General features: G+C 35.4%; 15 protein-coding genes. 10 read left to right on the top strand and 5 right to left on the bottom strand.

Translation table 11 applies throughout. The annotated features are described in order from the left end of the window. Positions 1 to 132 precede the first annotated feature (132 nt). Positions 133 to 3468 (top strand): class I tRNA ligase family protein, encoded by a 3336-nt coding sequence (locus ACJZL3_RS02860; RefSeq protein WP_070356811.1) that lies wholly within the window; start codon positions 133 to 135, stop codon positions 3466 to 3468. Between the two features lie 68 nt (positions 3469 to 3536). After that, positions 3537 to 6026: a hypothetical protein gene (locus ACJZL3_RS02855; RefSeq protein WP_419198922.1), complete on the top strand. Its 2490-nt coding sequence runs from the start codon at positions 3537 to 3539 to the stop codon at positions 6024 to 6026. Here ACJZL3_RS02855 and pheT read toward each other — a convergent pair. Beyond that, the gene (gene pheT, locus ACJZL3_RS02850) at positions 6017 to 8356 is read right to left on the bottom strand and encodes a phenylalanine--tRNA ligase subunit beta (RefSeq protein WP_010962581.1); all 2340 of its coding nucleotides are present in this window, start codon (positions 8354 to 8356) and stop codon (positions 6017 to 6019) included. The two genes, ACJZL3_RS02855 and pheT, sit on opposite strands and share 10 nt — an antisense overlap. A gap of 112 nt (positions 8357 to 8468) precedes the next feature. After that, a complete protein-coding gene (locus tag ACJZL3_RS02845; RefSeq protein ID WP_010962582.1) occupies positions 8469 to 8732 on the bottom strand; it encodes a hypothetical protein in 264 nt (87 codons plus the stop codon). Positions 8733 to 8961: 229 nt separating this feature from the next. Between ACJZL3_RS02845 and ACJZL3_RS02840 the strand changes: the two genes are divergently transcribed. From ACJZL3_RS02840 to ACJZL3_RS02815, 6 genes are read left to right on the top strand one after another with little or no spacing between them, the layout of a single operon-like run. After that, positions 8962 to 9687: a F0F1 ATP synthase subunit A gene (locus tag ACJZL3_RS02840; RefSeq protein WP_022626288.1), complete on the top strand. Its 726-nt coding sequence runs from the start codon at positions 8962 to 8964 to the stop codon at positions 9685 to 9687. 59 nt (positions 9688 to 9746) lie between these two features. Next, on the top strand, positions 9747 to 9974 hold the full coding sequence (locus tag ACJZL3_RS02835) for a F0F1 ATP synthase subunit C (RefSeq protein WP_006014985.1): 228 nt from the start codon (positions 9747 to 9749) through the stop codon (positions 9972 to 9974). 3 nt (positions 9975 to 9977) lie between these two features. Then, on the top strand, positions 9978 to 10457 hold the full coding sequence (locus tag ACJZL3_RS02830) for an ATP synthase F0 subunit B (RefSeq protein WP_010962584.1): 480 nt from the start codon (positions 9978 to 9980) through the stop codon (positions 10455 to 10457). A gap of 8 nt (positions 10458 to 10465) precedes the next feature. Next, entirely contained in the window at positions 10466 to 10942 is a 477-nt protein-coding gene (locus ACJZL3_RS02825) for a hypothetical protein (protein ID WP_070356812.1), read from the top strand. Positions 10943 to 10947: 5 nt separating this feature from the next. Continuing rightward, on the top strand, positions 10948 to 12546 hold the full coding sequence (locus ACJZL3_RS02820) for a glycosyltransferase family 2 protein (RefSeq protein WP_419198921.1): 1599 nt from the start codon (positions 10948 to 10950) through the stop codon (positions 12544 to 12546). Then, positions 12528 to 13556, top strand: a complete 1029-nt coding sequence (locus tag ACJZL3_RS02815; RefSeq protein ID WP_038198748.1) for a COX15/CtaA family protein — start codon at positions 12528 to 12530, stop codon at positions 13554 to 13556. Before ACJZL3_RS02820 ends, ACJZL3_RS02815 begins: the two co-directional genes overlap by 19 nt. Here ACJZL3_RS02815 and ACJZL3_RS02810 read toward each other — a convergent pair. Further along, positions 13505 to 15580, bottom strand: coding sequence for an acetyl-CoA carboxylase biotin carboxylase subunit (locus tag ACJZL3_RS02810; RefSeq protein ID WP_070356813.1), 2076 nt, complete (start codon positions 15578 to 15580; stop codon positions 13505 to 13507). The genes ACJZL3_RS02815 and ACJZL3_RS02810 overlap by 52 nt on opposite strands. Positions 15581 to 15652: 72 nt before the next feature. Next, a complete protein-coding gene (locus ACJZL3_RS02805; protein ID WP_419198920.1) occupies positions 15653 to 16408 on the bottom strand; it encodes an ankyrin repeat domain-containing protein in 756 nt (251 codons plus the stop codon). 149 nt (positions 16409 to 16557) lie between these two features. Here ACJZL3_RS02805 and gltX point away from each other — a divergent pair, with 149 nt between their 5' ends. After that, positions 16558 to 17979 (top strand): glutamate--tRNA ligase, encoded by a 1422-nt coding sequence (gltX, locus tag ACJZL3_RS02800; protein WP_010962590.1) that lies wholly within the window; start codon positions 16558 to 16560, stop codon positions 17977 to 17979. Between the two features lie 745 nt (positions 17980 to 18724). Further along, positions 18725 to 20524, top strand: a complete 1800-nt coding sequence (sdhA, locus tag ACJZL3_RS02795) for a succinate dehydrogenase flavoprotein subunit (RefSeq protein WP_010962592.1) — start codon at positions 18725 to 18727, stop codon at positions 20522 to 20524. On the opposite strand, the gene ACJZL3_RS02790 is transcribed toward sdhA, so the two are convergent. Further along, positions 20496 to 22394, bottom strand: a complete 1899-nt coding sequence (locus ACJZL3_RS02790; RefSeq protein ID WP_038198760.1) for an ankyrin repeat domain-containing protein — start codon at positions 22392 to 22394, stop codon at positions 20496 to 20498. The two genes, sdhA and ACJZL3_RS02790, sit on opposite strands and share 29 nt — an antisense overlap. Between the last annotated feature and the right edge of the window lie 117 nt (positions 22395 to 22511).

Here is a 22511-nt window from a genome sequence, read left to right as displayed (position 1 = left end):
AACTGCAAGTAAAACTTAAAAAAAGGTATTGGAAGCTCGGCAGAATAGTTTGTTGGGGTGTGAGCTACGGAAATATTTTTGAATTTGTAATTTTTCAGAAAGCCCTATATTCTTTAGTTTTACATAGCGAACATGAAGTCAAAGCATTATCCTGATACAGTAAGTAGTCCTGATTTTTTATCGTTAGAAAAGGAAATCATAAAATTTTGGCAGGAAAACAAAGTTTTTGAGCGGTCAGTTGAAGAACGTTCCAAGGATAATTGTTTTGTCTTTTACGATGGGCCTCCGTTTGCAAATGGACTTCCGCATTATGGACATTTACTCACTGGTTTCATCAAAGACGCATTTGCAAGATATCAAACTATGCTTCAAAAAAGGGTTGAACGTAGATTTGGCTGGGATTGCCATGGATTGCCGGCTGAGATGGGTGCAGAAAAAGAACTTGGAATATCTGGTAGAACTGAGATAGAGAAGTTTGGTATAGATAAATTTAACGATCATTGCCGTACTTCTGTGATGAAATTTTCATCAGAGTGGGAGAAGTATGTAAATAGGCAAGCAAGGTGGGTAGACTTTCACAATGACTATAAGACTATGGATAAATCATTCATGGAGTCGGTCATGTGGGCATTCAAGCAGCTTTATGATAAGGGTCTGGTGTATGAATCAGTGCGCGTTGTACCATATAGCTGGGCATGCGAAACTCCATTATCTAATTTCGAAACAAGGCTTGATAACGCGTATAGAGAAAAAGTTAGCAAAGCTGTAACTGTTGCATTTGAGCTTTTAGAAAACCCACAGCAATTTAAAAGTGTTAAACGAAAGTGTAAATTACTTGCTTGGACTACAACTCCTTGGACGTTGCCGAGCAACTTGGCTTTAGCAATAGGAAAAGATATTAAGTATTGTGCAGTGTCAGTCCACCCTTTGATGTCATTCCAGCGCGTGACGCTGGAATCTATTTCTGGATCCCAGTGTCTGGGCACTGGGATGACAGGGAGTAGTGAAGGAAGTTCAATGAATGGTGAAATATACATTTTTGCTGAAAGCTACTTAGAGAAATTTATCAGCCACTCTGAACAAAACAATATTCCATATGAAAACTGCAATATAAAACTTAAAGCGAATGATCTTGCAGGTCTTTCTTACAAACCACTGTTTGACTATTTTAAAGACACAAAAAATGCATTTCGCGTTTTTATTGCTGATTATGTGACGGAAGAAGACGGTACTGGCGTTGTGCATACTGCTCCTGGATTTGGTGAGGAAGATTTTTACCTTTGCCAAAGCCATGATATTCCAGTTATTTGTCCAATTGATAACAGTGGAAAATTTACTGCTGAAGTTTCAGATTTGGCAGGGGTTCATGTTTTTGATGCCAATGATACAGTAATAAAAAAATTGAAAGGGCAGGGAAGTTGGTTTAAGACTGAGCAATATATTCACAATTATCCACACTGCTGGAGAACTGACACTCCTTTGATCTATCGAACTATGCCTTCTTGGTATGTTGCTGTTACAAAATTCAAAAGCAGAATGGTAGAGCTAAATAAGAGAGTTAATTGGATACCAAACCACATTAGAGATGGTCAATTTGGAAAATGGCTTGAAGGGGCACACGACTGGTCAATTTCACGCAATCGATTCTGGGGTACGCCAATCCCTGTATGGAAATCAGATGATGCGAGATATCCAAGAGTAGATGTATATGGTTCAATAGAAGAACTGGAGAGAGATTTTAATGTTAAAATAGACGACTTGCACAGACCATTTATCGATACTTTAACAAGACTAAATCCTGATGATCCAACAGGAAAATCAGTTATGCGCCGTGTACCTGACGTGTTTGACTGCTGGTTTGAATCTGGCTCGATGCCATTTGCGCAAATCCACTATCCGTTTGAAAATAAGGAGTGGTTTGAATCTGCGGATTTTATCACTGAATACATAGCGCAAACCAGGGGGTGGTTTTATACGCTCTTTGTATTGTCCACTGCTTTGTTTAATAGGGAACCATTTAAGAACTGCATATGCCACGGTGTTGTTTTGGATGTAAAAGGGCAAAAATTGTCCAAACGTTTGAATAACTATGCAGATCCAATGGAGGTTTTTGATAGATACGGTTCTGATGCACTGCGTTTTCTTATGCTTTCTGGATCTATTATTTGTGGTGGTAATTTGCTACTCGATAAAGAAGGAAACTCAATACGAGATGTTCTGAAAAACGTAATAAAACCTATTTGGAACAGTTATCACTTTTTTACTATGTATGCAAATGCAGATGGAATTAAAGCTGAAGTTTGTAAGGATTATCAAAGTACTATTGATCGCTACATGATTTCCAAATGTTTTGAAGCTGTAGAAAGTATCCAAGCTTCTATGAACAGCTATAGCTCCCAAGAGGCTTGCAAAATTCTGATAGATTTTTTTGAAGTGCTGAATAACTGGTATATTCGTCGCAGTCGCGAGCGTTTTTGGAAAAGTGATTTGGATCAGGATAAAACTGATGCTTATAATGTTCTATATACGGTTTTTTATTACATACTAAGAGCTGCAGCTCCTTTGTTGCCACTTATAACAGAGAATATATGGCAAGGGCTTAAGTATGAAGAAACATCTGTTCATTTGGCTAATTTTCCACAATTAGAGAAGTTTGATAGTCAGCTCATTGCCAAGATGGATCTAGTGAGAGAGGTGTGCAACTCTGCACTTTCGATCAGAAACACTTTTAATATACGTATCAGACAGCCGCTTGGCAGTATGATCATTTATCATCAGTCTTCCTGTAGTTTTCTTGAAGGTGAACCGCTTTCTGTCATCCCAGAGTTCTCTCCTGTTATCCAAGTAGCTGACACTGGGATCCAGTGTGCTGCAGATTCAAATGAGTACCAGGAGATGATAAAAGATGAGGTGAATGTAAAAAGCTTGGAATTAGTAAACAGACTTGAAGGTATTGCATCACTAGAGTTAAAGCTAAATTTCCCACTGCTTGGGAAAAGAATTCCAGACAAAATCAAGAAGCTAGTTCAATATGTCAAGGAGGGAAAATGGAAGCAAGTTGAGAATGAGCAGATATTTCTAGGAGACGAATCAGAGAACTATATTATAGAAAAAGGCGAATATGAACTATTGTTAAAAGCAAACAGTGAATATTCCTCTGTATTTGATAACAATAAAGGGATTGTCATTCTAAATACTGAACTAAATGATGAATTAATTCTAGAAGGGTTAGCGAGAGATGTCGTGAGGCTCATTCAAGAAACCAGAAAACAAGCTGATTTTCATATATCAGATAGAATCAGAGTAATAATCAAAACAGAAGAAGAGAAAATTAAGGAAGCAATAAATACGTGGTTTGAATATATAAAAGAGCAGACCCTTGCCTTATCTTTGGACATTAATACAGAAATTGGAACTAACTTCTATTCTAAGGAATATCAGGATTTAAGTGTTAGTATTGAGCGTTAAATTTTTAATAAAGTTGCAAGATTGTCAGTATTTATGCTATACTTAAGGTAATTGGATAAGGTTATAATATGAATAAAGCTGTTGCAGATGATTATGAAGAAGTTGTTAACAATAGTGGTGGTTTAGGTAAAGCAGAATCTGTTGTTACTTTGGAGGAGGAAGAAGAGTTTTTTGATGCTATGGAAGCTGTTTCTAATGTAGAAGAAGGGAATAATTTAGGTCTTGCTACTTCAGAAGAGGAAGAAGAATTTTTTGATGCTGTGGAAGAACAAGAGCCGTTAGCTAATTTTAACGTTCCACTCAGTATATTTCATTATAAAGATTATAACTCTGATTTTTTTACTTCCTGGTATAATATATCAAGCGAAATATTTAAGGAAATAAATAGAACTTGCCCAGAAAAGAAAATATTAAATTTAGCTCTGTCAGTTTTAATGCTTCCTTATATTGCTTTTACTGCACTGGGATTAGTCGTATGCAGTAGATTTCAAGCAAACAGCAAGACACAAGACAGTGTAGGGGAAGATAAGACAAAAAAGAGTGAAACTGGCGTGCCAAAAAGATTGGCATATGGTGTTCTTGCTGCAATAGCAATTTTTGTTAATATGGCTGTACTTGTAGCCTTAGTTGTTCCTGCAACAATTGCTTTGGCTACTTTTTATCTTTTAAATAGAGATTTATCTCACTCTTTAGTTACTGCTCTTAAAATAAGTATGGGGCGGTATTCTAATAAGCATCAAAATATTGAGGTGTCTTTTCATGAAAAGGAAGTTACTGGACCAAATATTGCGTGGGATATGGAAATAGAATTTCCACCGCAATTTAAACGATTGCTTAGAGATTTGTATGAAAATGAAAATAACAAGTGGTTTGATGTGACGCGGAATTCAGAGCATAGCATCGTACTGAAATTGTCAACTAACATCAATTTAAAAAATGGTCTTAAGCCCTTACGCAATGAAATCAAGGATGTGCTTGCAACTTCTATTCAGGAATTTGCGAAGACTATGGAAGAACTGATAAAGCTAGAAAAGAAAGAGATTACATATGATAAATTGAAGGAATTATTGAACGAATTCAAGTCGAAAGTGGTAGATAGTATAGGTCATAATTTGACAAGTCACTTAATACAAAGTGCTTATCAAGTTGCCTTTATACAAGCAATTAAGTTTCAGCGAGATAGACGGGGAGAAGATTTTTCGCTGGAAGATGAGATAAAAAATTCTTTAGTGAGACAGGAATTAGAGAGTTTAAGAGGAATAGGTCAAACAAGGTGTAACAATATATATAAGAAATTAAAAGAAATACATGAAAACAGTAGCTTAACAAATGACACCTTAAAAAGGGGGTTAGAAGACCTTTTTAAATTCGAATATGATGATCAAGAGATTGAGCGCAGGCTGATAAAATCAGTAATGAAAAAAGTTCAAGGTAAGTTAAGTCAATCAGATATACCGGATAAGGAGAAGCAAAGCCTAAGGAAGCAGCTTGAAGATTTAGAAAAAAAAGTAAAGGTTCCATCGGATAAGGAAGCTTCAGCTAAAATAAATGACTTTATAGAAAAGATGTATTTAGAAATAAAAAAATATAAAGTGCAAAGGTTACTTCGAGAACAAAAAAAGGGTGTTTTACGTTTATGCAAGAAATTAAGAAAATATGGTGAATCAGGTCTAGCAGAAATAATTGAAGCTTTTCGCGTGCAAGATGAAGGACATTTAGAAAAATCTACATTAGAACAAACACTCAAAGATCAAAATAAGCGTTTACAAGCTGAACAAAATAACAGGGAAAAAGGGCATCCGGGTACAAGATCAATAGAAGTGCTCTTAAAAAGGAATGAAGAAATTCTGAAAGCATTAAAACAGTTAGAATTAGGCAAAAAAGAATTATTGATAAATGAAGAAACAAAAAATGATTATAAAGAAGAACTAACGTCTCGTGAAAAAATAAAATTTGCAGTAATAGAAGATGATTTACTGAAGGTATTCAAGCTTGAAACTTTTGATGAAAAAGAAATCAAGAAGTTATTAGAAAGAGCAGAACTGGAGTACTGTTTAGCAGAAAAACGCATCAAATATCCTGTAATTAAAACAAAAGATAATATCAAACATTTTAGTCAAAATTTATTGTCTCCTTTGATAGACAATTTGACAAAAAATATAATAAATAATATACCAGGAAATAGTGAAGGTTGTATACAGAAAGTTAAGAACTGGAGTAAAGTTATGTTTGGTGCAATAAAGATTGGAGCATCAAATGCTTATAAAGAGACTACAGAGAGAAAAGCGTTAAATGTGGCACATAATACTTATAAAGAAGGAGAGACATTTCTTCAATGTTTTCAGTCAAATTATGAAGGTATTGGAGCCTTTTTAGGTAATTTATTTTCTGATGATGGGGTAACATTTAAAAATGATGTGTGGCCTAAAATAGAAGAGCATTTGCATGGAATGTGGGATAGATTTTTCAAGGATATTGAATTCAATATTGGAAATAAATTGGATGAAGTAAGTGTGACACAGCAACGGCAGGAAACTATGATTGTGACTCAACGATAAGTTCTCAAAGTTCCTCCGGTATTTTCACATACTAAATTAACTATAGCACTTGATTCTTTTTGGATCTCTTTTTCAGTTAAAGTGTGGATTGGAGAGCAAAAAGTAACTGACAACGCTATAGACATCTTATTCGGTTCTATATTATTTCCATGGTATACATCGAATATCAAAACTTCTGTGATGAGCTCTGAGCTTTTTTTTATCACATTGATTATGTTACCTACTTCCACATCCTTATTTACTATAAATGCAAAATCACGTTTTACACTTTGGTATTTATAATCGATAAATTTCTTTCTACTTACAGGTAAATTTTCAATATTTTCTAGTATTACCTCAAAACCTACAACTTTTTGCTTGATATCAAAAAGATCTAATATATTAGGATGCAACTCTCCAAAATAACCTGCTACTTTATTCTTAAAAGAGAGAGTGCCTGACTTTCCTGGGTGGTAATGTTCTTTTTCTGCTTTCTCTATCGTTAAATTATCACAATTAACGTTAAAAAACTCCAAAGCTGCTATGCAATCAGCCTTTGCGTCAAAAACATCTACTTTCCTATCAGTATTATAATGGTTTCGCGGTAAATTATTTCCTGACCTAATTCCACTTAAAACATACTTAGACTGAGCTTCACCATCGTAAATCGGCCCGATTTCGAAGATTGCAAGATCAGATATTCCATGGGCAATATTATCAGCAGTAACTTGCAATAAATTTGGCATAATACTTGGTCTCATTATATTAAAGCTATTGTTAAACGGATTATCGATGATAAATAACTTATTCGAGTAACCAAATTTTTCAGCTGTTGATTCACTCATAAACGACCAGGTTAGCACTTCATGAAACCCTCTGTTTGTCATCAAAATACGCAAATTGTCGTATGTACTATCTACTTCTTCAACATTATTTGGTAGTGGTTCTTCTTTTATTTTGTCATAGCCGTATATCCTTGTTACTTCTTCGATTAGGTCAGCCGGTATTGTCACGTCCGGTCTCCAGCTTGGTACTTGTACATTCCAATTGCCTTCGGTTTTTTTATCAATACTAAACCCTAGTTTCGTTAAGATATCAAGCACCTCATCAGGCGATACAGACACACTTCCAAACTTGTTCACATCCTGATAATCAAAGCTCACCTTGGTGTCAGCACTATCTAAACTGCCAGCAGACACTACGCTTGAGGTTTCTCCACCACATAAGTCCAGAATCATTTTAGCTGCAAGGTTGAGTCCATCAAAAGTAAATTCAGGATCAACTGAACGTGCAAATCTGTAACTAGCGTCTGTGGAGATGCCGAGCTGCCTTGAAGATTTAGTAATAGAGATGGGATCGAACCAAGCAGACTCTAAAAAGATATCAGTAGTTTCAAGAGTACATTCACTGCACTTACCACCTATAATTCCAGCAATTCCATGAATATTTTTATCACCTGCAATAACGCTTATGTCTTTGTTTAATAAGTATTCTTTACCGTTCAAACCAGCAAATTTTTCTCCGTCGTTTGCTTTGCGTACTGTGAGCTCTCCTTCTATTTTTTTTGCATCATACGCGTGCATTGGGCGGCTGAAAGATATCATAATATAGTTCGTGATATCAACTATTGCAGAAATGGAGCGCATTCCTATCGATTCCAGCCTATCTTTTAACCATTTTGGGCTTTCTTGATTTTTTACATTGGCGATGTATATTCCACTAATAAAACTTTCCCCGTCAGTAACTTCAACATCGATTGGTGAATTTATGGAGCTGGTAAGTTGTGGAATGCTTAAAGTCTTTAATGTCCCAATTCCAGTTGCAGCAAGGTCGCGAGCTATTCCATAAATGCCTAAGCAATCTCCACGGTTTGGAGTAACATTTATATCAATTACAGGGTCACAATTGAAAAATTTATCCCCTACTTTATAATCATCGGAAAGCTCGATTATTCCTTCACTTTCCTCTTGAACCAGCGCAAGTTCAGAAGCAGAGCAGAGCATCCCTTCACTTAGCACTCCTCGTATTTTTGTGGGCTTGATTGTGAAATCACTTTCTGGCAATGTGCTACCAAGAGATGCAAGCACAGTTTTCATACCTTCTCTAACATTGTTTGCTCCGCAAACTATTTGTAGAATTTTACTTCCGTCATCTACTTTACATAATTTTAATTTATCAGCATTTGGATGAGGTACGACTTCTAATACCTCTGCAACGATAAACCCAGTCAATCTGGAATTATCGATCACATCTTCTACTTCTAACCCTATGTGAGTTAATTTATCGGTAATTTCTTCTAAACTAGCATTGGTTTCTAAGTACTCTAATAACCAAGATAATGTGAATTTCATGGACCTAAAAAGAAGTGAAAAAGTTATTGTAATATAAAATGTAGTGCTTTTAAAGCTTATTGTAGTGGAATACTTCTACATCATTGTTTATGATGTAGAAGCTTTTGTAACTTTATATCTTCTTGCGAAGAGAAAGAATTTTTTCTATATCACCTTTTAAATCTATCTCCAGAAAGAATTTAAGACTTTCATAATCCCAGGCATCCTCATCAATGTTACCATCAAAAAAGAAGTGTATTATTGCATTGTTGAGTCCTATGTAATAATCGCGAGTATCTTCGTCAAGGAAACAATCTACTGATTCGATGTATCCGTTACCAAATTCCTGCTCCAAATTTAAAGGATGATTAGTGTTAATAAAATCTATTTCGTTCATTATATACCTCACTAAAAATTAAATTATAATCAAAATAAGATATTAAGTCAAGATATTGAATAATTTAACAAGATTAGTAAATTTTAAAATACAGAGCTGACTGTAATTAACATTCTAATTACATATTTTGTTAATATGTTAATGTTATAATAATACAGAGCCTTATCTTAATTCTTGACTTTGTCCTATAAAATTCATACTTTATTTACTGTTTATAATTCAGATTAAAATGGCACTAAATCCACTGGAACAGTTTAAGGTATATACAATAATAGAGTTACCTAGGTTATTTGGGTATGACGTAAGCTTTACCAATTCATCTTTTTTCACGATGATTTCGGTGATATTGATGATACTCTTTTTGCTTTTTGGAATAAAGAAGGGGTCAGTAATACCAGGATATTTGCAAGCTGCAGTTGAGTATGTATATGATTTTGTTATTTCAATAATAGAAAATAACACTGGAAGCAAAGGCTTGCAGCACATTCCATTGATATTCACAGTATTTATTTTCATTTTATCGTGTAATTTAGTTGGTGTTCTTCCTTATAGTTTCACGGTCACAAGTCATGTGATAGTCACCTTCGCTTTATCGATGGTGGTTTTTATTTATATAACGATTGTTGGATTTAAAGAAAGGGGAGTAGAATTTTTACGCATATTGCTACCAAAAGGAACTCCTTCGTGGCTTGCACCTATAATAATTATTATTAAGTTGTTTGCTTATTTAGTAAGGCCGGTTAGCCTATCAATAAGGCTTGCAGCAAATATGATTGCTGGTCATACAATCATCAAAGTGATAGCAGGGTTTATTGTAAATATGAACATATTTTTCACTCCTGCGCCGTTTTTGTTCATAATTGCATTGATAGGATTTGAAGTATTTGTTGCAATTTTACAAGCTTATATATTTACTATATTAACATGTGTATATTTGTCAGATGCAGTAAAGTAATTGACTTCCTTGTAGAATATTTTACAATTATATTATAAAGAAATAATTAAAGGTAATATATGGATTTAGTAGCTTTAAAATTTATAGCAATTGGTTTAGCTGTGTTTGGAATGCTCGGCGCTGGTTTAGGTATAGCTAATATCTTCTCTGCTATGTTAAATGGGATTGCGAGAAACCCTGAATCAGAAGGTAAAATGAAAAGTTATGTTTATATTGGTGCTGCCATGGTTGAAATCATGGGATTGCTTGCGTTTGTACTTGCAATGTTATTAATATTTGCTGCTTAACAGATGCCACAGCTTGATGTTTCAACCTTCTTTTCTCAAGTTTTTTGGTTTTTAATTTTTTTCTCTTCACTTTTTTTCGTAGTAAGTTGTTTATTTTTGCCAAAGTTAGATGAAATAATAAGCACTAGAAGTAAAGAAGTATTGGGTTCTTTTAATAGTTCTGTTCATCTTTTAAGACTTACGGAAGATCAGATTACCAAGTATAACGCAGCTTTAACCCAAGCTAGAATACAGGCAAAAAAAATCATAGATGATGCACTTGCTCAGGTAGAAGAAATGAGAGCTAATGTTAAGAATATATTAGAAGAGGAAGATAAAAAAAAGAGCAAGCTTATTGAAAAAAAAGTGGCAGAATTTAAATCTGAATATACTGATCAGTTAAAACAAATGGCTACTAGTATTGCTTTAATTTATTATACTAAATTGACTAATTCTGAAATTGAAGAGGAATTTATTGCTGACTTGGTGTCCAAAGAATTTTAGGGGTTTTTATGTCTACATCACTGATTATCGGTCTTGCCTTCTTGGTAAGTTTTGTCCTTTCGTATAAATTGCTAAAGAAAGTGATAAAAAATGCGCTTAACAATAAGCGTAACAAAAGCAAATTTTCAAGTGAAGAAACTGAAAAATTCAGGAAAGATATGTTGGAGTATTACAAAAAATCTTCTAAAAAATACAAAGAATTAGATGCAGAAGTTAATAAAATGATGAATGAAGCACTTGATAAAGCTAATAGTATCATTAAGCACAATAGACAGCAGCTAGATCAGACATTAGATGACAATGCCCATTCTAACTTGAAGAAAGTCACTGACCAAGTTGAAAAAGCTCTTGGAGATTTACAGGCTAACACAGCGAGTATAGCTGCTGATGCTGTAAAAAAAATAATGCATGAACGTAAAGATGATAAGCGTAGTAGCGAGGTCATATCTTCATTTTCACGTGACTTAAATAAAAAATTGCATTAGGTTTAATGCCTATACTTCAAGCTGATAATGTAGAAAAAATTAAGTTTGATTCTAGTTTGTGCAAAGAGCAAGAGAAACTTTTTTACTATAAATTTAATATAATTCCTTGGCAAAAATTAAATGATACTACTTTTTTTATGGTTGAAGACACAAGCCGAGATATCAACCGTTGGGTCGAAGCTCATTACAGCATTGACTATGTATTAATAAAAGTGGATAGCGAACAGATTTTAAATCTTCTTAACTCGCACTTTGGTATTTCAGAATTTGCAAGCAACTACTTATATTACAAGAATCCTAATTTTTCAGCTAAAAGCATTAAACTAAGCTCAATATTTTTTGCTTCTTTCTTTATTGTAACTTCAATTTTAACACTAACAGAGAAATATACATATTTTGCTTTGATGTTGATATTTATAATCGGATGTTCTAGTTATTTATTCAAGTTTTTAGCTACAGTTTTTAGCTTATGTGAAACCTCTAATCAAAAAGTGGATTATAGTAAGCTGAATGAAGAAGATTTTCCTATATATACTATTTTATTGCCTGCTTTTAAAGAAAGTGCAGTGATAGAGCAATTGATCGAAAGCATTGAAAGTTTGGATTATCCAAAATCAAAATTAGATGTGAAGCTTCAGGTAGAAAGTGATGACCAAGAAACGCTAGCAGCTATAGAAAAGTACACTTTACCGCAGTATTTTGAAGTAATAAAAGTGCCTCATTCTTTGCCTAGAACAAAAGCCAAGTCATGCAATTATGCTATGAGCTTTGCTAGAGGAAAGTATGCAGTAATATATGATGCGGACGATAAACCAGACCCATTGCAGTTAAAAAAAGCACTGATTGAATTTAATAAGGACGACGATAAGCTTGCCTGTGTACAGGCGAAATTAAATTACTACAATTGTGATTATAATTTTCTCACAAAATTCTTTTCTCTGGAGTATATGAACTGGTTTCAATACTTATTGCCTGGATTCCAAAAAATGAACATGCCGATACCTTTGGGTGGTAGCAGTAATCATTTTTCAGTAAAAATTCTAAAAGAAGTGTTTTTCTGGGATGCTTATAGTGTTACCGAAGATGCTGACCTTGGTTTGAGACTTGCGCAAATGGGATATAAAACCAGGATGATTGACTCAGAAACATTGGAAGAGTCACCAATTGCTGTATTTGCTTGGATTAAGCAAAGAGCGCGCTGGATCAAAGGCTATATGCAAACTTATATTGTTCATTTAAAAAATATAAAGTCACTTTATAAACACACTGGATTTAAGGGAATTTTGCTATTGAATCTTTTTGTTGGCTCTGCAGCTTTTATATTTTTTACTACTCCATTTTTACTGCTTTCATTGATATTAACTAAAGTTTTAAATGAATTATTTTTGTACTACTTTGTAGTGGTATACGTTACTAACCTGATTCTTTTGGTAATAGCTGTCAAACAGCAAAAGATGCCTTTTTATTTTTATATAGTATCGATATTTTTTCCGGTCTATAGTCTGCTACATAGTGTTGCAGCTTTTCTTGCCTTATGGGAATTTATTCTTTACCCTGAGCGATGGAACAAAACTCAGCATGGTTTATGGAAGCAAAACCTGTAGCTATTTGGCTTTTTCTCTGCTCGGTCATGGTAATTCTCATGGTAGGGATTGGTGGATTTACCAGACTTTCAAAAGCAGGATTGTCAATCACGGAGTGGAAACCCATTACTGGAACATTACCACCACTGAGTGAACAAGACTGGCTACAAGAAAAATTAAAATACGAAGCTACACCTGAATATAAAGCACTTAACTATGGTATTAGTATGGAGGAGTTTCGCGCTATATACTTAATAGAATATGTACACAGATTGGTTGCAAGACTAACAGGTTTAGTTTTTGTCCTGCCATTTATATATTTTACATTAAGAAGAAAAATATCTAAAAAGGTAGTAATAAAGCTATTTGTGGCATTATTATTTGGAGCTTTACAAGCTTTTGCTGGTTGGTATATGGTAAAAAGCGGCTTGGTAGCCAAGCCTCATGTTAGCCACTATAGGCTCGCACTTCACTTATTATTAGCATTAATTATCTTTGCATTATTTTCATATCAATTTTTTGATTACCAAATCAGGCCAAAGCAAACTAAACTTAAGATTAGTTGTAACACCAAGTACTACGTAGGAATTATTTTAGTTCTGATCATGATACAAATAATTTTCGGCGCATTTGTTGCAGGATTAAATGCTGGTCTAATTTACAATACCTTTCCACTAATGGACGGACAAATCGTTCCAGAAGATTTATTTTTCTTACAGCCTACATGGCTGAATATCTTTGAGAACAGAGCGACAGTGCAATTTATACATCGAGCACTGGCATTGCTAATACTAACTTTGGTAGTAATACTCACAGTAAAAAATGCTAGCATAAAACCGGTATATATTATGCTGCTCTCCGTCGTCATTCAGATCATTTTAGGTGTAATTACTCTATTATTGCACATACCAATAGCCATTGCCATAGCTCATCAAGTGTTTTCATTTATCTTGTTTGGGTCAAGTTTGTACTTCTTATGTTATTTAAGAAAGCAGACTACATCACCAATCTGCACATTTTTTCCTTCTTGAACGGGAATATTTTTTATCACCATTGCTGCTTCAGCACATATGATATTTTCCATTTTCATTGCCTCCACCACAAATAAAGGTTGTCCTATTTCCACCTGATCTCCTACATTTACGTGCAATTTAACTAATAAACCAGATATTGGGGATTTTACAGCATCTGCTGAAATCCCTTCTGTTTCATTATTTAGCATTAACCTACTTAATTCAGCTACATGAGGCTTAAATATACAACACTCAGCTTTCATGCCTGCATGCCTTATGAAGTACTTGCTGCCTTGTCTTTCTATTTTAAGTGCTATATTGGTATCGTCATTAATTGTGATATATAGCAATCTATAACTTGATTTCCACTTGCCTATAACGGAGTATTTATTGTGATTATATACCGTTATTAATATATTATCTTGGTATTTTGCATTTACGGAGTACTCATTGTCATTTATATTCACTATGAATAAATCTCTTGCACGGTCACCTGCCATCCGAGTAGCTGATACTGGTGCCCCTTCTTTTTTACTAGATTCCAGTGTCACGCACTGGAATGACACCTGAGATGTTTCATTCACTGCTTTATGATGGTACCTTTCTTCATTTTCCAAATGAACATATAACGCAGTGAAAATAAATATTTTAATATACTCCTCTGTAACAAAATCGCCGTGAAACCCACTAGGGTAATGATCTGGAATGAATCTCGTATGGAGCTTTGCTGCGATAAAATTTGGGTGATGGAAGATGGATTCTAGAAATTCTATATTATTTGTTACTCCTTCTATATAGCATTCAGACAATGCTTTTTGCATTCTGCTGATCGCTTCTACTCTATCTTTTCCATATGTTATCACTTTGGCAATCATCGAATCATAGAACATGCTAATTTCTGAACCTGCAGCAACTCCATCATCTATTCTTACATAATCATTTTCACCCGGTTTATCGTAATATTTTATTCTTCCGCTGGAAGGGAAAAATTTCTTCGATGGGTCTTCAGCGCAAATTCTACTTTCTATTGCAGAACCAGTAAGTTTAATATCATCCTGATTGAATCTCAATTTCTCTCCACAGGAAGTTCTAATCATTTCTTCTACTATGTCTATTCCAGTTATAAATTCTGTTACTGGATGCTCAACTTGCAATCTCGTATTTACCTCAAGAAAATAGAAGTTTTGGTCTTTATCTACAACAAACTCAACAGTGCCTGCTGAAAAATAGCCAACTTGCTTTGCCAGAGAAACACATTGAACATACATTTTTTGTCTTACTTCTTCACTAATGAATGGACTTGGCGTTTCTTCTATTATTTTCTGATTATTCCTTTGTATCGAGCATTCTCTTTCTCCAAGACAAACTATATTGCCATATTTATCTGCTATGATTTGTATTTCAATATGTCTTGGCAACTCTATATATTTCTCTATAAAGATACTGCCATCCTTAAAACTTTTCTCTGCTTCATTTGTGGCTGATGTAAATGCTAGTTCAATTTCTTTTTTGGAGTTTACAATTCGCATTCCTTTGCCACCACCGCCTGATGCAGCTTTGAGCATAACGGGAAAACCGACCTCTTTAGCAACTTGAGCTGCGTGGGCAGCATCGCTGATCTTACCCATATATCCTGGCACTACATTCACTCCAGCTTTTCTTGCAGCTTCTTTTGCTGTTATTTTGTTGGCTGTAACTTCTATTGTTTCTGCACTGGGACCGATGAAGTCTATATTATGTTTTTGAAGAGCACGTGGAAAATCTGGATTCTCTGCTAAAAAACCATAGCCAGGATGAACTGCCTCAGCACCTGTTTCAACTGCTACTTCACATATTTTTTCAATGTTTAAATAACTGAGGCAAGATGGCGAAGGGCCGATATATCTTGACTCATCTGCTTGTCTTACATGCACAGAATTTACATCTGCATCCGAGTATATGCACACACAAGATATACCCATCTTATGGGCAGTTCTGATAATCCTGCAGGCAATCTCTCCTCTGTTTGCTATTAAAATCTTACTGTACTTCTTTTCTATCATCGTATGAGTATACTTTCTGAAGTTAAGAAAGTAAATTTCTATATCATTGCCTGCAAGTAATTTCTAGCTTCATCAAACACCTAAACTTTCTCCTGCAAGTTGTACATTAGCATTTTCCACTAAAGTGCTTTCGTTATGCAAGGCATGTATCTCGCTACATGCTTTAACTGACAGGTATGTGACTCCGCCAGAAGCTATTACAACCATCGAGCTTAGTGCAAAAGATTGAGAAACTAAAAATAAAAAGTATAAAGACAAACATAAAGCAGCGATACATGCTATCGCTCCTATTATATATAAGCACAGGTGAAACTTCTGGTTACATATAAAGCTGTCTTTTATGCCTGCGATTTGCTTAATTTCTTTCTGTTGTGCAGCATTTAAGTAATAAAGAGGAGTTTCCCTCTTCTTATTAAAAGCATAGCCTTTACTGCAGAGCGCATCTTTAATATATTTTTTATTACATTTGAGTTCCTCTTTCAATCTGCTTACTTCTTTCCGATCTCCAGCTTCTTCTGCTTTCGTAATTTTGTTATTAGCTTCCTTCTCTAAGTCATTCACAATCTCTTGTACTGCAGGCAGCAAAATTCCACTTCTTGCTGCTTCATGAAATGGATTATCTCCATATTCATTATGCGCAGTTACAGAAGCAATGTTCTTCTTACAAATGTCTACAAATTTACCTTTGTTTTGTATTCTTGCAGCTAAATGCAGGAGATTACCTGCCTGTACTCTTTGTTTTGTTTTATCAAAAGGGCCGGTGTAACGCCAATTGATATTAGCTTCATTATCTGAAAGCAATTTTGCTATATCTACAAGTTCATCCATAACTCACCTCGCTATATTCAACCAATACTAAATTATACAACACAATTTATGAAAAACAAGTAAATTTTATCTCTCAGAACAAATAAATTCTAAATTGTTACAAACATAAATTTTAGCTATCATCATTTACATTACTGTAACAGACAAATATGCCAGGTATAGTCACGAGATTTGCTCCATCACCAACAGGATTTTTGCACATTGGAGGAGCTCGTACTGCGTTATTTAATTGGCTCTATGCAAAGCATCATGGTGGCAGGTTTTTGCTAAGAATTGAGGACACCGACAGAAAACGTTCAACACAAGAAGCAATTGATGCAATTATAGAAGGGCTAAGATGGCTCGGTATGAGCTATGATGGGGAAATAGTATATCAGTCAAAAAGAATAGAGCGGCATAAAGAAGTAGCAAACCTTTTAGTTGAAAAGGGTAGGGCGTATCACTGTTACTGCCCTGAAGATGAAGTTGCAGAAAAGAAGGCAAAAGCAAGAGAAGAGGGCAAGATATACAAGCATAAATGTACTACAAAACCTCCTTCTTGTCATCCAAGTAGCCGACACTGGAAAAATATGTGGTCACGCGCTGGAATGACATCGGGTGTGAGGTCAGTTGTCCGCTTTAAAGTGCCAGATTCGCAAGAGATCGTCATTGATGACAAAATATACGGCCAAATCAAAGTAAATAGCGACCAGCTTGATGATATAGTGATCTTACGCTCTGATAACACTCCAACATATATTTTTGCCGTGGTAGTTGACGATCATGATGCTGGAATAACTGATATAATACGTGGTTCTGACCATCTCACTAATACCTTTAAACATCTGCTAATATACCAGGCTCTTGATTTTGACATTCCACGCTTTGCACATGTGCCGCTTATCCATGGGGAAGATGGGAATAAGCTATCCAAAAGGCATGGTGCCACAAGCGTTTGCGATTATGAAAAGATGGGAATATTGCCAAAAGCGATGCGTAATTACTTGCTGAGACTTGGCTGGAGTCACGGCAACGATGAGATTATTAGCGATGAGCAAGCAATAGAGTGGTTTAATTTAGAAAGTATTGGTCGTTCACCTGCACGGCTCGATTTCAAAAAACTGGAGCATTTGAATAACCACTATATTAGTAATATGAGCAATGAAGATATTCTGACTCTAATGCTTAGAGAAAATACTCTAACTGACAAAAAAAAGGGCTATTTACTGCAGGGACTGACAGAGCTAAAAAAAAGAGCAAACTACCTGACCGAATTATTGGATTTAGCAAAATTTTATATTCAAGATCCGCCACTTGATTTAAGTGAAGAGGCTGAGCAAATTGTCAAATCTAACCTCGATATAATCAAGTTACTTGCGTCATTTCTGTCAAAGATCGGTGATGAAAATTGGAATAAGGGTTTTTTATCTTCTCAGATCAAGGAATGTGCAAAATTGCACGATATGAAAATAAGCGATGTATACCACTCATTACGCGCCCCTATAACTGGAGTAATGGATGCACCTGGAATCATTGATATCATGGTGATTCTTGGTAAAGATGAGTGTATAAGAAGGTTACAAGCAATTTAAATGAAATAAGAAAATTTCTTGACAAGCTTTGCCAGCCCCTTTATCATGACAGTGAAGCTATTGTATTTGCTTTCGCCAATCTGCAGATTAAAAGGTAAGGATTACTTAATGTATCGGCGTCTTATGTTTAATTTTTTGCAGTATATAGATACTGTATGTCTTTACAAAACTTCATCTACATCTAGATTTTTATCTAAATAAGCTGAACGCGCTTACAAAGCGTTACAAGACATCAAAAAATGCCAATACTCGACAAAGATAGTAAAAGACTAGCTAACTCGGGGATTCTTTGTCTTTTTTTCTGCTTGGTAAATTTCTTAAACATTTGCAGCGTAGGTTAGTTGCAATTAAAAGCAGCTGAATTTCGCTTGTCAAGCGTTTAAAACATAAAAAACGCCAATATTTTAAAGCGGATAATAACCACGGGGCTTCTTTTGCCTTTTTTTTCGTTTGGTAAATTTCTTAATGTTTATAGCTAAACGACAATCGTCATCCCGCTGCTTGTTAGCGGGATCTAGAGATACCGCGAATGAATCGCGGTATGACGGTTCGTGGCGGCATGACAATAAGCTCGTCATCCCGCTACGTGTTAGTGGCTGAGATACTGCGGCGGTATGACGTAGGATTGCTGTCATCCCGCTACTTGTTAGCGCCGCGGCGGCATGACGTCTTAACTATAGAAAACTTGTATAGATTTTTTCTACTTCTGTGATATCATAAGCCTGTAATGATAAAATAAGTAAATATGGATAAGTCAGCGTATGAGATCATAGAACATGAGTATGACGTGGTAGTAGTAGGTGCAGGTGGAGCAGGGCTCAGAGCAACGCTTGGGATGGCTGCAACTAATTTTTCAGTTGCCTGCATTTCTAAAATTTTCCCTACACGAAGTCATACAGTTGCAGCACAAGGCGGAATTAGTGCAGCTTTAGGTAATATCGGTGAAGACGATTGGCGCTGGCATGCATATGACACAATAAAAGGTTCAGACTGGCTTGGTGATCAAGATGCAATAGAATATATGTGTAAAAACGCTGCTAAAGCTGTTATTGAACTTGAAAATTTTGGCGTACCTTTTTCTCGTACAGAAGATGGCAAAATATACCAGCGTTCCTTTGGTGGAATGACAACTCACTTTGGTAAAGGAAAATCAGCGCAGCGCACTTGTGCGGCAGCAGATAAGACTGGGCACGCAATCCTTCACACTCTATATCAGCAGTGTCTTAAATTCAACGCTGAATTTTTTGTTGAATACTTTGTGATTGATTTAATTATGGATAGCGAAACATGCTGCGGAGTTCTTGCTTGGTCGCTATGCGACGGCACATTACATAGATTTCGTGCGCATAGAGTGGTGCTAGCAACAGGTGGATATGGACGTGTTTATTTCTCTGCAACAAGTGCGCATACCTGCACAGGTGATGGTAATGGCATGGTAGTAAGGGCTGGATTACCACTTGAAGATATGGAATTTGTACAATTTCATCCAACAGGAATATATGGCTCAGGGTGCTTGATGACAGAAGGATGCCGTGGTGAAGGGGGGTACCTCGTTAATTCTCAGGGCGAGAAGTTTATGGAACGTTACGCACCAAAAGCAAAAGATTTAGCTTCCCGTGATGTGGTAAGTCGCGCAATAACAATTGAAATTAGAGAGGGAAGGGGGGTTGGACCAAAAAAAGATCATATGTATTTAACTATAGCGCATCTTGATCCGGAAGTAATAAAACTCAGATTGCCGGGCATCAGCGAAACCGCAAGAACTTTTGCTGGAGTTGATGTCACTAAAGATCCAATACCGGTCATTCCGACTGTTCACTATAACATGGGTGGCATTCCAACCAATTATTATGGAGAAGTGATCACGCTGAAGCAAGGTAAGGAAGAGGTAGTAGATGGACTATTTGCAATTGGAGAAGCTGCGTGTGTCTCTGTGCACGGTGCAAATCGACTTGGCTCTAACTCGCTTCTTGATCTTGTGGTTTTTGGTAGAGCTGCAGCGCTCAGAGCAAAAGAGAAGCTAAAGTCCGGTACACCACATAAAAAATTGCATTCAGACTGCACAGACTGGATAGTAGATAGATTTAATAAAATGCGATTTGCTTCCGGTGGGCTAAAAGTAGCAAAAATACGCGGTGAAATGCAGAACACTATGCAAAAATACGCATCAGTTTTCCGTGTTGCTGAAGTTTTAGAAGAAGGCAAAAAAGCTATAAAAAAGGTAGCAAAAATGATGCCTGATATTTCACTTGAGGATCGCAGTATGATGTGGAACAGTGATTTAGTTGAAGCGCTGGAGCTTGCTAACATGATCCCACAAGCGGTTATTACCATGGAATGCGCAGCTAATCGCGAGGAAAGCAGAGGTGCACATGCTCGTGAAGACTTTCCTGAACGTGATGACAAAAACTGGATGAAGCACACTATAGCGTGGCTTGAAGAAAAGAAAGGGCAAATTAACGTAAAAATTGATTATAAAAAAGTGGCTGAAAAAACTCTGAGCGGTGAGATTGATTTCATAGCGCCAGAGAAGAGGGTTTATTAGTCAGCCCATCTAGCTTATTCATGAATTGACGTAGTATTGATACATCGCTCATTTTAGTAGCTGGGTTTTCTGTATGCTCTGATTGATCTGATGCTCTAGCATTAAGAGCATTTTCTAACTTTAAGTAAATAGGGTAACACATTGCACAAACCGCTATGGTCACCGATAAAGCGGCTGCAGCTATCATGTTTCCTGCTAAAGCACTAAATACTGTTGCAAAAATTAAACCTCCGAGTATCCATTTTACTGGAAGACTTATATTCTTACGAGCATTCTTCTTAGAAAAATGCTCTTCAAGTTCTTCTTGTGTTTCTGGGTCAGGGCTAACACCTGTTATATCTTTGATTCTTTTTGTAGTCTGATAATATTTTTGCTTACGATGCTCTTTAGGTATTGTTATATGGTCACTTTTATTCTCAGCACCATTTTGTAACAATTCTGCACAAAATTCAGCAGTATAATAATGTTTTGTGGGCCTTGATCTAACCCACCTAGAAAAGTCTTTTAACTTACTAGGTATCTTCTCTGTTTGTCTAATTAAAGCAACTTGCGCTGGATATTTATCATCTTTATTTTGAGCGTTTATAGCCTTATGCAATTTTTCTGAAGATATTACTCCTTTTTTTTCAAAATCTAATATTAACTTCAAATATTTGATTTTATATTCTCCTTTAAGTAAAGCAATGTGGTGTAAGGCATTATTTTTATTTGCACCTTCAAGGCTAATGTTCGCCCCCTCTTGCAATAGTTCTTTAAAAAGTTCTTTATCATTATTTTTAATTGCTAAATGTAACGGATAATCACTATTACTATTTGGAGTGTTTACAGTATGTGCCACAATTTCTTTAACTTTTGCTTCTGTCTTGATTTTTATTTCCTGCTTTAGCTCAGCCTTTTTAGCTAATTTCTTTAAAAATTTACAATAGTATTCATTTTGCCCCTTAGACAATTTTTTTAAGCTTTCCTCAGGTAATTCTAACTGATCATGGCTGGCTCCATGCTCTAACAATTTTGTAAGAAACTTAAGTGTGTTATCGTTATCTTGGATTGTGTGAGACTCATGTTTTTCTTTTGTTATCTTGTTAATTAGTGCCACCTGAAGAGGGGTCTGATTTTCACTATTAATGAGTTGTGCTAGATCTTTCTTGGTGACCGTTTTTATTAGAATACCTAGAAACTTGCGTTTCTGTTTCTTTTCCAACGATACGATAAGGTGTAAAATATTGTTTCCTTTTTCATCTTTTATGCTGCTAATATCCGTACAATCTTTTAGATATTTTTCAAATTTCCTGTTATTTCCATTTTTGATCGCTTTTAGTAATAGAGCATTGCTATTTGTTATTTCGTTGCTTTTCTCTACTTCTTGATCTTCATTTGCTGTATTAGGGTTACTGATTGAATGTTTCTCATAATCATCACCAGCATCGCTACTGTAGTCACTTTCAATTCCACTGTCCCTACGATCATTTTGGTTACAATATTTGCTATTATAAGTAATTTCTGAAATTGCTTGCTTTACTCGCTCTTTTGTTTCATTTGATATTTTTTTCGATCGTTCTATTGCTTTATCTAGCACTGGAAGGAAGCATTGGACATAATACCTATAATATTTTTCTTGTTCTCTAAGTGATTCTTCTAATTTAGTTAATACTTCAGGACTAGCATCTTTTTCAAATAACCTTTTACACTTCTTGAGGGTTCCATCTTGACCTCTTGGTTTTTCACGCTTGTGTTCTTCTTTTTTTACCTTTCTCTCTATAATGCCATACAATTGCTCGTCTTTTCTATCCTGCTCTTGCTTTTTATTTTTATCTATGCATTCACCTAATTTATCTGCATTAGTAGTTAGTGCAGTTATATCTATACCCATACTAAAACCTCAATATTAAAAGCTATTTAAGTTGTCAGCACTAAACTAACAACCAAGAAGTTTGACTTTTAAATTGAGCTAAACGTTGTATATGTGATCAAAATATAGGTGGAAAGG

This window comes from Wolbachia endosymbiont of Rhagoletis cingulata, assembly GCF_048537655.1.
Lineage (GTDB): Bacteria > Pseudomonadota > Alphaproteobacteria > Rickettsiales > Anaplasmataceae > Wolbachia > Wolbachia pipientis.
This window is presented reverse-complemented; position numbering and strand designations above follow the sequence as displayed.

Bases quoted from the DNA above. Each gene is read 5' to 3' on its own strand.
- ACJZL3_RS02830 (WP_010962584.1), top strand. From the start codon at position 9,978: ATGCCACAGCTTGATGTTTCAACCTTCTTTTCTCAAGTTTTTTGGTTT.
- ACJZL3_RS02810 (WP_070356813.1), bottom strand. From the start codon at position 15,580: ATGATAGAAAAGAAGTACAGTAAGATTTTAATAGCAAACAGAGGAGAG.
- ACJZL3_RS02820 (WP_419198921.1), top strand. From the start codon at position 10,948: ATGCCTATACTTCAAGCTGATAATGTAGAAAAAATTAAGTTTGATTCT.
- ACJZL3_RS02855 (WP_419198922.1), top strand. From the start codon at position 3,537: ATGAATAAAGCTGTTGCAGATGATTATGAAGAAGTTGTTAACAATAGT.
- ACJZL3_RS02805 (WP_419198920.1), bottom strand. From the start codon at position 16,408: ATGGATGAACTTGTAGATATAGCAAAATTGCTTTCAGATAATGAAGCT.
- ACJZL3_RS02845 (WP_010962582.1), bottom strand. From the start codon at position 8,732: ATGAACGAAATAGATTTTATTAACACTAATCATCCTTTAAATTTGGAG.
- sdhA (WP_010962592.1), top strand. From the start codon at position 18,725: ATGGATAAGTCAGCGTATGAGATCATAGAACATGAGTATGACGTGGTA.
- ACJZL3_RS02840 (WP_022626288.1), top strand. From the start codon at position 8,962: ATGGCACTAAATCCACTGGAACAGTTTAAGGTATATACAATAATAGAG.
- ACJZL3_RS02860 (WP_070356811.1), top strand. From the start codon at position 133: ATGAAGTCAAAGCATTATCCTGATACAGTAAGTAGTCCTGATTTTTTA.
- pheT (WP_010962581.1), bottom strand. From the start codon at position 8,356: ATGAAATTCACATTATCTTGGTTATTAGAGTACTTAGAAACCAATGCT.
- ACJZL3_RS02815 (WP_038198748.1), top strand. From the start codon at position 12,528: ATGGAAGCAAAACCTGTAGCTATTTGGCTTTTTCTCTGCTCGGTCATG.
- ACJZL3_RS02790 (WP_038198760.1), bottom strand. From the start codon at position 22,394: ATGGGTATAGATATAACTGCACTAACTACTAATGCAGATAAATTAGGT.
- gltX (WP_010962590.1), top strand. From the start codon at position 16,558: ATGCCAGGTATAGTCACGAGATTTGCTCCATCACCAACAGGATTTTTG.
- ACJZL3_RS02825 (WP_070356812.1), top strand. From the start codon at position 10,466: ATGTCTACATCACTGATTATCGGTCTTGCCTTCTTGGTAAGTTTTGTC.
- ACJZL3_RS02835 (WP_006014985.1), top strand. From the start codon at position 9,747: ATGGATTTAGTAGCTTTAAAATTTATAGCAATTGGTTTAGCTGTGTTT.